At 66.8% G+C, this 11,747-nt stretch carries 7 protein-coding genes; 4 read left to right on the top strand and 3 right to left on the bottom strand.

Annotation, left to right across the window (positions count from 1 at the left end; genetic code table 11):
• Positions 1 to 252: 252 nt before the first annotated feature.
• The 3 genes from kdgD to AC1RRR_RS26050 are packed head-to-tail and all read left to right on the top strand — an operon-like array spanning position 253 to position 3,884.
• Positions 253 to 1,197, top strand: a complete 945-nt coding sequence (kdgD, locus tag AC1RRR_RS26060; RefSeq protein WP_492817610.1) for a 5-dehydro-4-deoxyglucarate dehydratase — start codon at positions 253 to 255, stop codon at positions 1,195 to 1,197.
• Positions 1,198 to 1,247: 50 nt separating this feature from the next.
• On the top strand, positions 1,248 to 2,258 hold the full coding sequence (locus AC1RRR_RS26055; RefSeq protein ID WP_492817608.1) for a LysR substrate-binding domain-containing protein: 1,011 nt from the start codon (positions 1,248 to 1,250) through the stop codon (positions 2,256 to 2,258).
• Between the two features lie 60 nt (positions 2,259 to 2,318).
• Positions 2,319 to 3,884, top strand: a complete 1,566-nt coding sequence (locus AC1RRR_RS26050) for a carboxylesterase/lipase family protein (RefSeq protein ID WP_492817606.1) — start codon at positions 2,319 to 2,321, stop codon at positions 3,882 to 3,884.
• On the opposite strand, the gene AC1RRR_RS26045 is transcribed toward AC1RRR_RS26050, so the two are convergent.
• From AC1RRR_RS26045 to AC1RRR_RS26035, 3 genes are read right to left on the bottom strand one after another with little or no spacing between them, the layout of a single operon-like run.
• On the bottom strand, positions 3,881 to 5,377 hold the full coding sequence (locus AC1RRR_RS26045; RefSeq protein ID WP_492817604.1) for a right-handed parallel beta-helix repeat-containing protein: 1,497 nt from the start codon (positions 5,375 to 5,377) through the stop codon (positions 3,881 to 3,883). The two genes, AC1RRR_RS26050 and AC1RRR_RS26045, sit on opposite strands and share 4 nt — an antisense overlap.
• A gap of 18 nt (positions 5,378 to 5,395) precedes the next feature.
• On the bottom strand, positions 5,396 to 7,240 hold the full coding sequence (locus AC1RRR_RS26040; protein ID WP_492817602.1) for a DUF8034 domain-containing protein: 1,845 nt from the start codon (positions 7,238 to 7,240) through the stop codon (positions 5,396 to 5,398).
• 5 nt (positions 7,241 to 7,245) lie between these two features.
• The gene (locus tag AC1RRR_RS26035) at positions 7,246 to 8,562 is read right to left on the bottom strand and encodes an MFS transporter (protein WP_492817600.1); all 1,317 of its coding nucleotides are present in this window, start codon (positions 8,560 to 8,562) and stop codon (positions 7,246 to 7,248) included.
• A gap of 375 nt (positions 8,563 to 8,937) precedes the next feature.
• On the opposite strand from AC1RRR_RS26035, the gene AC1RRR_RS26030 reads away from it, so the two are divergent.
• Positions 8,938 to 11,730, top strand: coding sequence for a TonB-dependent receptor (locus AC1RRR_RS26030; protein WP_492817598.1), 2,793 nt, complete (start codon positions 8,938 to 8,940; stop codon positions 11,728 to 11,730).
• Positions 11,731 to 11,747: the final 17 nt, after the last annotated feature.

Here is an 11,747-nt window from a genome sequence, read left to right as displayed (position 1 = left end):
CCGACCTGCCCTACATCTTCCCCAACTGGGCCAACTGGAATGGCGGCGGCCGAGGCCCCGTGCCGCTGTTCGGATAGACATCGAGGCGCTGGTCGCATGCACCGGCCAGCGCCCGACTTCGATCAAGCCAAATTCTGTATCGGTCCATAGCGCCTTTGGCTTAGACCGCGACCAAAGCCCTCTCTACCGTGACGATCAACAAGCGGCCTCCCGGAAAGACCCGAGACGAGGCCGCCGCTCGGAGAGGACTTCATGAGCCGAATGTCGCCGACGGAAATGGCCCGCCAGCTCGGCGGCGGCCTGCTGTCTTTTCCCGTCACCCATTTCGACGCCGATCACCAGTTCCTGGAAGCGCCCTACCGCGAGCACTGCGGCTGGATGCTGGAACGCGAGCTGGCCGGCCTGTTCGCCGCCGGTGGCACGGGCGAGTTCTTCTCGCTGCGTCCCGCCGAAGTCGGCCAGGTGGTCCGCGCCGCCGTCGCCGAGACCAACGGCAAGATCCCGGTCATCGCCGGGGCCGGCTACGGCACGGCCATCGCCACGGACCTGGCCAAGGACGCCGAGGCCGCCGGCGCTGACGGCGTGCTGTTGCTGCCGCCCTTCCTGACCAACGCCACGCAAGAAGGCCTGGCGGGTCACATCGAGGCGGTCTGCAAGAGCACCAAGCTGGGCGTCATCGTCTACAATCGCGACAACGCCATCATCAACGAGGACACCCTCGAGAAGCTGTGCGACCGCAATCCGAACCTCGTGGGCTTCAAGGACGGCGTCGGCGACCTGGAACTGATGATGCGGGTCTATGCCCGCATGGGCGACCGCCTGACCTATATCGGCGGCCTGCCGACGGCCGAGACCTTCGCCCTGCCCTATCTGGAGATGGGCGTGACGACCTATTCGTCGGCCATCTTCAACTTCATGCCGGAGTGGGCGCTGGACTTCTACAAGGCCGTGCGCGCCCGCGACCGTGACACCGTCATGGCCGGCCTGCGCGATTTCGTGCTGCCCTACATCACCCTGCGCAATCGCGGCAAAGGCTACGCGGTCTCGATCGTGAAGGCCGGCATGAAAGCCATCGGCCGCGACGCCGGTCCGGTGCGCCTGCCGCTGACCGAGCTGACCCCGGCTGAGTTCGGCGAGCTGCAGGGCCTGATCGCCCGCGCCAACGCCGGCGACCAGCGCCGCGCCGCCAACGGCTAGAGGACAGACGGGTCGATGCGTCCGGCGCATCGACCCGCTTTACACATCCCATGAACGCGTTCACGCCTCTCCCTGGCAAGAAGACGCTGGCGATCGGTCCGAACGAACGCCTGGCGTCGCGCCTCCAGGGTGTGGTCGATGGGCGGTTTCCGATGTTCGAACTGAGCCAACTGCGCTGCTTCGTCGCCACGGCCGAGGAACTGCATTTCGGCCGCGCCGCCCAGCGGCTGAACATGACCCAGCCACCGCTAAGCCGGCAGGTCCAACTGCTGGAGCGGATCCTGGGCGTCACCCTGCTGGACCGCACCAGCCGCTCCGTCCGCCTGACCCCCGCCGGCCGCGCCTTCCTGCTGGAAGCCCGCCGCATCCTGCGCCTGGCCGAGAGCGCCGCCCTGGCCACCCGTCGCATCGCCAGCGGCGAGGCCGGCCAGATCGCCATCGGTTTCACGGCGGCCTCGGGCTACAACTTCCTGCCGCAGCTGGTGATCCTGTCCAAGGCTCGCCTGCCCAACGCCGACCTGACCCTGCGCGAGATGGTCACCCGCGAGCAGGTCGAGGCCCTGCTGACAGGCCGCATCGATATCGGTCTAGTCCGCCCGCCGATGGAACGGGCCGAGTTCGCCACTGCCCGCGTGTTGTCAGAGCCCCTGGTCGCGGCCCTGCCGACCGGCGATGCGCGCCTGGCCAAGGCGACCCTCACCCTGGCCGACTTCGACGCCCAGCCGCTGATCATGTATTCGCCCGAGGGCGCGGGCTATTTCTACAACATGCTGACGACGCTGTTCGACGCCAACGGCGTGAGCCCCAACTACGTGCAGCACGTCACCCAGATCCACTCGATGCTGGCCCTGGTCCATGCCGGCCTGGGCGCGGCGATCGTGCCCGAAGCCGCCATGAGCCTGCATTTCGACGACGTGCAGTTCCGCCCAGTGGCCACCACGCCCGACCGCCCGGTCGAGCTCTACATGGCCTGGCGCAAGGACAACGAGAGCCCGATCCTGCAGACCTTCATCGACCTGTGCCTGGCCGAAGCCTCGCCGGCGGGAACCGACGCGCGCTAGCAGCGCGTGATCTCTCCCACGGCGGGCCGACGCCCAACGATAGAGTTTGGGAGAGACAAGATGACCCTCGATCGCCGCGCCGTCCTGGCGGGAGCCGCCGCGCTGTCCGTCGCCACGCGGGTCAATGCCGCCGGCGTCGCCGCACCCGTGGCGACCACCACGGCGGGCCGAGTGCGCGGGGCGCAGGTCGACGGGATCAAGGTCTTCAAGGGTGTTCGCTACGGGGCCGACACCTCGGCGCGTCGCTTCCAGCCGGCGCAGGCCGCCCAGCCCTGGAAGGGGATCGCCGACGCTCTGGCCTATGGCGCAGCGTCTCCCCAGAGCAAGGCCGACGAAGGGACCAGCGAGGACTGCCTGTTCCTCAATGTCTGGACGCCGGGCGTGGCCGACGGGAAGAAGCGACCGGTGATGTTCTACGTCCATGGCGGCGCCCACGCGAACGGCTCGGGCTCCAGCCCGCTGTATGACGGGACCTGGCTGGCCAAGACCTATGACGTGGTGGTGGTGACGGTGAACCACCGCCTGAACTGCTTCGGCTACGCTTATCTGGCGCGGCTGGGCGGACCGGAGCTGGCCGACAGCGGCAATGTCGGCAACCTCGACCTGATCCTGGCTCTGCAATGGGTGCGCGACAACATCGCGGCGTTCGGCGGCGATCCCGGCAACGTCATGACGTTCGGCCAGTCGGGCGGCGGCGGCAAGGTGGTGACCCTGATGGCCATGCCGCGCGCGGCGGGCCTGTACCACAAGGTCGCGACCATGAGCGGCCAGCACGTCACGGCTATGGGCCCTATCCACGCCACGATCCGCGCCAAGGCCTTCATGGAGAAGCTGGGCCTCAAGCCCGACCAGACCGAGGCGCTGAAGACCCTGCCCGCCGCCCAGCTGGTGGCAGCGCTGAAGATGAAGGACCCGCTGGAGCGCAAGGGCAACATCATCTTCTGGTCGGTGCTGGACCACGGCGTCCTGGCCCGCCACCCGTTCTATCCGGATGCGCCGCGCGAGAGTGGCCATATCCCGATGATCATCGGCAACACCCACGACGAGACGAAGGCCTTCCTGGGCGGCGATCCCAAGAACTTCGAGCTGACCTGGGAGGAGCTGCCAGGCAAGCTGGACAACGAGCTGGTGCTGGACATGTCACCGGAATACCTGGTGGCGAAGTACCGCTTGCTCTATCCGAACTACAGCCCGTCGGACTGTTTCTTCGCCATCACCACGGCCGGGCGCTCGTGGCCGGGCCACCTGATCCAGGCCGAGCAGCGGGCCAAGATCGGCGCGCCGGCCTGGATGTACCAGCTGGACTTCGGCGCTCAGACCGATCCGAAGATGGGCGCCTACCACACCTACGACATCCCGCTGGTGTTCGGCACGCTGGACGCCAAGGAGTCGAAGACGGGCACGGGGCCAGCGGCCCAGAAGGTGCGCGATCAGATGAGCGGGGCCTTCGTCAACTTCGCGCGGACGGGCAACCCGAACGGCGCGGCGATCCCGGCCTGGGAGCAATACACCCTGCCCCGCCGGCCGACGCTGCTGTTCAACGAGATCTCGAAGATGGTCGACGACCCGCGCAAGGAAGAGCGCGAACTGTTCTCGGCCGCGCCGTTCCTGAAGGAAGGGACCTAGTGCAGGCTGGCGGGCTTGGAGAACGCCGAGCTCGCCCCCGCCGCCGTGGTCGTCGTGGCGGTGATGGCCGATCCGGCCGCCGCGCCCTCGACCTCACCGGCGAAGGCCGCATTGCCCACGCCGTCGGTGACCGCCTGGATCGCGCCCAGATAACGCTCGCCCTCGGCGGTTCCGGCCTTGCTGGCGAAGACCTCGACGGTGACCAGGCTGGCGGGCGGCGCTTGCAGCGTCCCCTTCACCGAGAGCTTGCCGGCGGCGCGCTGCACAGCCGAGAGGGTCGGCGGCGCCAGGGCAAATTGCGGCTGGGCGTGGCAGTTCGGCGCGTCGTCCTGGTTCAGGCAGATCGTCGCCGCCCCAGCTTTGTCGAAGACCACGCCCATGCCGCGCGAACCGACGAAGCTGCCGTGCTCTAGTCCCGGCGGGCCGATGATGATGCCGCCCCGGACCATCTTGGGATCGCACGAACCGCCGGCCGAGCAGCGCATAATCGGCAGGCCGTTGCCGGCGATGCTGTTCTGGCTGATGCGGTTGACGGCGACCTTGGCTTCCGGACGCACGGCGATGCCGATGCCATTGCCGCGGATTTCGTTGCCGACGACCATGTTGCCCGCGCCCGTCAGGCTGATCCCGAAGGCGTTGCCCTCGAAGACGTTGGCGCCGATGTAGTTGCGCGCGCCCCAGTTCGATTGCAGGCCGTCCGAGTAACGCAGGAAACGGTTGCGCACGACGGTGTTGTCGTTGCCCCACAGGATCTCGATACCCTGCGAGGGCTCCAGATTGTCGGTCCCGCCGTCGAAGACATTGTCGGCGATCAGGTTGAAGGCCGCGCCGCGCGTCAGTTCCAGGCCGTCGCCGTTCTCGAAGAAGGTGTTGCGCAGGACCTTGTTGTCCAGGGTCGTGTTCGAGGTCGAGCCACCCTTGCCGTCGTCGCCACTGAGCATGACGCCAGCGCCGCCGATGTTGCGGACGATGCGGTTGTCGACGACCACCGCGTTCGAGGTCCGCAGGATCAGCACGCCGATGCAGAAATTGCGGATCTCCAGGCCGCGCAAGGTCACGCCCTTAGTGTCGACCAGCGCGAAGCCGGGATTGCTGGCCGTGCGGACATTCGTGCCGTACTGGCCCGGGACCATGCCGGGGCAGGACTTCAGGTCGCGCGGCAGGTAGCCAGAACCATCGACAATGTTGTGGCCGCCCAAGCGGGCGAAGGCTTGGCCCTCGATCGAGACGGGCCCCTTGATCGCCGGCAGGGCCGACTTCAGCACGATGGTCGGCGCGGCGATCTCGATGCGGTAGCGGCCGGGCTCGGCGTTGCTGGTCGCGATCGCCCAGCGCAGCGAGCCTTGCGCCTCGTCATCGGCCTCGCGGTCGACCAGCAGCAGCGTAGTCTCAGCCCCGGTGGCGGCCGGACCGCCGGCGGCGACCGCCGCGATCGGCTTCGGGTCAGGCGTCTGCGCCAGAGCGAGCGCCAGCATGGCCCACGTGCCGATCATCGGTCTCTCCTTACGAAACTAGGCCCTGTCCCAGGGGAAGCTCAGGGTCGGAGCGTTCGTATAGCGCTTCATCTTGAAGGTCAGCCGTGTCCCGGCGCCGGGGGCCAGCTTTAGTGTGAATGCCGAAGAGTCGACCGGGACCGCGGCCCCCTCGCCCACCGCCGCGCTCAGGATCTGGTGCTCGGCATAGGCGCCGCCCTGCACCGTCACGGTGCGCGCGGAAACCTGGTTGGTGTTGACCAGGGTCACCACCGTCTCGTCCTCGCCCAACTTCTCGACCAGGGCCGAAACGTCCGGCGGAATGCCGGCGCGGCGGCGCTCGGGGTCGAACCAGCGCAGGCGCGCATAGCGCAGCGCCCCGCCCTGCGACGGCGAAGTCCCCGACCAGGCCGGCCGGGCGATGTTGATGCCGCCTTCCATCAGGTGGATCAGCGCCGTGACGCTGGCCGGGGTGATGTCCAGGGTGGCGTCGGCCAAGCGGGTATCGGGCGAGGTGTTATCCTCGCGCTGAGCCTGAGCCTTGGCGCGGACCCGCTCCAGGTCGGCGCGCAAGGCTTTCACCGGATAGCCGGCGTCCTTGCCTTCCAGGTACGAGACCCACGGATGGTCGGCGGCGCGAGCCCGGTCGCTGGCCTTCTGCGACATGTACCAGATCTCGAGCCCGTTCAGCCGGTACTCGCCCGGCGCATAGCCGTACCAGCCCTTGGGGCCGTACATGCGCGGGGTCATGACCTTGCCGTCGACGGTCTTCTTCTGGGCGTTGATCACGTCGTTCTGGCGGCGCCAGACGTCCAGGTACTTGTCGTCGCCGGTCAGCAGGTAGGCGTTGAGGAAGCCGACCACGGCGCGCGGCACGCGGTTGCGGTCCTCGCGCTTGCCGGTCGGCGGCGCCACGGGGCTGAAACCCCAGCCGTAGGTCCCGCTCCACCACTGGCCCTTGGGACCGCCGATCTTGCCGTCCAGGCCGATCTTGCTGGGCAGCACGTCGCCATTGGCCTTGGCGCGATCGATCCAGGCGTCGACGTAACTGACGATCCAGTCGCGGTACTTCGGCTCGTGGTCCAGCATGTAGGCGTTCAGCACCAGGCTGGTGGCCTGCAGGTTCAGCGGCGCATCGCCGACCACGTCGCCATACTCGGCATAGTGATCGAGGGTCTGCTGGTAGGTGGTCTCGCCGTGCTCCATGAAGAAATGGGTCGGGTCGAACCGGTCGCCGGCCCAGTCCAGCGGCGTGGCTTGCCGCAGCATCGGCCCCTTGCTGCCCGTGATCATGCTGCGGATGATCTTCAGCTTCGGGTCGTAGTTCGGGACCGCCTTGTCCTCGCCCGTATAGAAGCCCGAGAAGCGCTTCACGCGGTCGCGATAGCGGGCGTCGTAGGGGTCCGACAGGCCCAGCAGGTTGAACACCGACAGCCCCTCGGACAGGTGCTGCCAGTCGGTCATGACCGGGAATTCGCGGAAGTACATGCCCTCGCGAGCGAACGGCACCTCGACGGTCTTAGCCGCCGTGTATTGGGCGACATTGCCGTCGAAGGCCTTCTTGGCCATGGCCAGGACTTGGTCGCCCGCGCCCAGGGCGTGCAGGGTCGGCCAGTCGTTGACGTTCTCGATGGCGTCGTCGGGACCGTCATTGGCGCCCCAGCGCTCGACGGCCCGCAGCCAGCCGCGATCGTCGAAATAGCGGGCGAAGAAGGCCGCGCAGGCCTCCTCGTTGGCCTTCAGCAGCTCGCGTTGCAGCAGCGCCCATTCGGGCGGCGCCATCGGCGTCGAGACTGACAGGATCGGCGCGGCAGAGGCAGGACGCGCCAGGGCGGCGAAGACCAGGGCCGAGGCGCCGGCCAGGACGGAACGTCGGGTCGTCATGTTACTCAGGCCGCCTTCAGTTCCAGACGCTGGATTTTCCCGACAATCAGGAAATAGGCCAGGATGCAGATCACGCAGTGGGCGCCGACGAAGATCAGGGCCCCGTCGAACGAGCCGGTCGCCTTGACGATGTAGCCGATGACGATCGGGGTCACGATGCCGGCGACATTGCCGAAGGTGTTGAAGATGCCGCCGGTGACGCCGGCCATCTCCTTGGGCGAGGTGTCGGCCACCACCGCCCAGCCCAGCGACGCCACGCCCTTGCCGAAGAAGGCCGCGGCCATGATCACGATGACCAGCCACTCCTGCTCGACGTAGTTGCAGACGATGATGCAGGTGGCCAGCACCATACCCAGCAGCAGCGGCGTCTTACGGGCGATGTCCAGATTGCCGGTCTTCTTCAGCAGGCCGTCCGAGATCATGCCGCCCAGGATGCCACCGGCGAAGCCGCACAGTGCCGGCAGGGCGGCGGTGAAGCCGGCCTGCAGGATCGACAGGCCGCGCTCCTTGACCAGGTAGATCGGGAACCAGGTGACGAAGAAATAGGTCAGCACATTGATGCAGTACTGGCCCAGATACACGCCCAGCAGCATGCGGCTGGACAGCACCTGCTTGACGTTGGCCCAGTTGAAGGCCGCGCCGTTGGCCGCGTTCTTTTCTTCCATCCGCACCAGGCCGCCGCCGGCCTCGATATAGTCGACCTCGGCCTTGTTGACGGCCGGATGGGTCAGCGGACTGTGGATCAGCTTGACGAAGACCAGCGCCGCCAGGATGCCGACCACGCCCATCACCCAGAACACCGAACGCCAGCCGAAGCTGTGGGCCAGCCAGCCCATCAGCGGCGCGAAGGCGACCAGCGAGAAGTACTGGGCCGAGTTGAAGATCGCCGAGGCTGTGCCCCGCTCAGAACCCGGGAACCAGGCCGCGACGATGCGCGCATTGGCCGGGAACGACGGCGACTCTCCGAGCCCCACCGCGAAGCGCATGGCGAAGAGGACGCTGGCCGCCATCAGGCCGGTGAAGAAGCCCGCGAAACCCTGCAAGGCGGTGAAGCCCGACCAGACGATCAGGGCGATGGTGTAGATCTTCTTGGAGCCGAACTTGTCCAGCAGCGCCCCGCCAGGGATCTGGCCCAGGACATAGGCCCAGGCGAAGGCCGACAGGATGTAGCCCATCGCCACCGGGTCCAGGCCCAGCTCCTTCGACGCCGACTGGCCGGCGATCGAGAAGGTCGCGCGGTCGGCGTAGTTGATCGTGGTGATGATGAACAGGACCGTGATGATCAGCCAGCGCACCCGCGTCCGCTTGGTGGTGTCGGTCATACACGTCCCTTCCCTTGTCAGCCGATCTGTCGCCGGCATCGTCCAGGGTGACGCTAGAGGCGCCCGTTCCCCAGGTCTAAGTCAATTAGCCTATCGACCGATCCACGGGCGACATGGATCGAGGCGGTTCGTGTATCGAAACATGTCCGGACCACCCGTTTCCGAGAGGTCATTCGGGCCGAAATCCTGAAAAACGCATCTGAATTGCGTTTTCGGAGGCCGCCTCACCCTCGATCCGTGCCGAACGCGCATCAGTCCATACCTGATTGAGATTGGCCCTCGACGGAAACCCGTTCCTATCCTGAAGCCAACAAAGAAGGTGGTTCGGCCGCCTTCGGATCGAAAGAGACCCGCGACACGCGGGCACTGGGAGGGATGATGTCGATCAACCGCAAACCCGCGCGCGCCGCCTTGGCGTTCAGCGCTTCCGCTCTGGCCTTGACCCTGGCGGGCGCCGCCTTCGCACAAGACGCCGCTCCGGCCGCCCCCGCCGCCGATGAAGTCGACGCTATCGTCGTCACCGGCTTCCGCGCCAGCCTGCAAAGCGCGATCAACATCAAGCGTAACTCGAGCGGCGTCGTCGACGCCATCAAGGCCGAGGACATCGCCCAGTTCCCCGACCTGAACCTGGCGGAATCGCTGCAGCGCATCCCCGGCGTCTCGATCTCACGCATTAACGGCGAAGGCCGTCAGATCACCGTACGGGGCCTCGGCTCGGAATACACCCGCGTCCGCATCAACGGCATGGAGGCCATCTCCACCACCGGCGGCACGGCCAACAGCGGCGGCACCAACCGCGGCCGCGGTTTCGACTTCAACGTCTTCGCCTCGGATCTCTTCAGCAGCCTGGCGGTGCGCAAGACCGCCTCGGCCGATGTCGAGGAGGGTTCGCTGGGCGCGACTGTCGACCTGAACACCTCGCGCGCCTTCGACAGCCGCAAGCCCCAGCTCGTGCTGTCGGCCGGCGCCAGCTACAACGACCTCGCCGAGAAGACCACACCGCGCGTCTCGGCCCTGGCCAGCCGCACCTTCTTCGACGGCAAGCTGGGCGTGCTGATCTCGGCCGCCTACGAAGAGCGCCACCTGAAGGAAGAAGGCGCCAACATCACCCGTTGGTCCACCGGCGGCAGCAACGGCGGCTTCAACGCCGCCTCGACGCTCTCCGGCTACACGCTCGCCCAGATCAACGAAACCGACACGACCAAGGCGATCTTCGCGCCGCGGATCCCGGCCTACGTCAGCTACGACATCAAGAACAAGCGCACGGGCCTGGCCGGTTCGCTGCAGTACAAGCCGGACGCCAATACCGAGATCAATTTCGACGCCCTGTACGCCTATCTGGCCGGCGAGCGGAAAGAAGCCCAGCTGCAAGCCATCGGCCTGTCGCGCGCCACGACCGGCAAGCCGCAGACCATCATTCGCGAGGGCGTCGTCGAGAACGGCAACCTGGTCTACGCCAAGATGGACAATGTCGATCTGCGCACCCAGTCGGCCTATGACGAGCTGAACACCGAGTTCAAGCAGTTCACCCTGTCGGCCAAGCACAACTTCGGTGACCGCGTGGTCATCGGCGCCCTGGCCGGCTACGCGGACTCGACCTTCACCCAGCCGGTCTCGACGATCGTCACCTTCGACCGGGCCAACAGCGCCAACTATGTCTACGACTTCCGCAAGGCGCGCGCCCCGCAGATCCTGCTGAACTTCGACGCTGCCGATCCGGCCAACTGGTCGGCCATCAACGGCACCTCGGAAGTCCGCATCCGCCCGACCTTCGTCGAGAACCAATTCTCGACCGCCAAGATCTACGGCGAGTGGGAAGCCAACCAGAACCTGAAGCTCAAGGCCGGCGTCGACTGGCGCAAGTTCGAGTACGACAGCTACGGCCTGTACCGGACCACCGAGACCGTCAGCCAGACCCTGACCCCCGCCGAGCTGGCCTCGGTGTCCACGGTGTTCAGCGGCTTCGGCAAGGGCCTGAACATGCCGGCCGGAAACGCCACCGCCTGGCTGGTGCCTGACATCGACAAGTACGCCGCCCTGCTGAACATCTACAGCAACACCGGCATCTACGCCCTGACCGGCACCAACAACACCTCGGCCCGCGGCCAGTACGGCGCGGTCGAGGAGCAGGACACCGGCGCCTACGTCCAGGCCGAGTTCCGCTTCGAGGCGCTGGGCCTGCCCTTCCGTGGCGACGCCGGCATCCGCCGCGTCCACACCGAGCAGGAGTCGGCCGGCTACGCTGCCGTCGCCGGCGTGATCCAGCGCGTCGACGTCAAGCGCGACTACGACCTGACCTTGCCGTCGTTCAACCTGGCCGCCGACGTCACCGACACCTTCGTGGCCCGCGTCAGCGCCGCCAAGACCATCGCCCGCCCGGGCATCGGCTCACTCGCCCCTGGCGGTGACGTGTCTGTGCAGGGTTCGAACCGCAGCTACAGCTCGGGCAACCCGTACCTGAACCCGACCCAGTCCAAGAACCTGGACGTGTCGCTGGAATGGTATCCGTCGTCGGGCACGATGTTCGCCGCGGGCTTCTTCTACAAGAAGATCGACACCTTCGTCGCCAATCTGAGCGAGTCGCGCGTCTACAACACGCTGGGCCTGCCGGACTCGCTGATCGCCGGCACCACCGCCACGCCCGACATGGTGTTCCAGGTCTCCAAGCCCATGAACACCAAGGGCGGCAACCTGAAGGGCTTCGAGCTGAACGCCCAGCAGCCCTTCACCTTCCTGTCGGGCTGGATGAGCCACTTCGGCGTCATCGCCAACTACACCTACGTCGCCTCCAAGATCGAATACCCGACCACGACGACGGCGGGCGGCCCGGTCATGATCGAGGACCTGATCGGCCTGTCGAAGCACGCCGCCAACGCGACGCTCTACTACGAGACCCCGAAGTGGAGCGTCCGCGGTTCGCTGGCCTATCGCGGCGGCTACCTCACCCAGGTTCCGGCCAGCGACAACAACCTCATCGCGGGCACCAACTCAACCCTGAACGTCGACATGCAGGCCAGCTGGAACATCCGCGAGAACCTGAAGCTGTCGATCGAGGGCGTGAACCTGACCGACGAGTTCAACGATCAGTACGTCGGCTATACCGACCGCCTGAACGTCTACACCCACAGCGGCCGCCAGTTCATCGTGGGCCTCCGCTACAACTTCTAACCCGAACGTCCTCCCCG

It is taken from the genome of Caulobacter sp. GW821-FHT12D05, assembly GCF_058807295.1.
The sequence above is the reverse complement of the archived record's forward strand: the minus strand, read 5'-3'. Positions and strand labels throughout refer to the sequence as shown.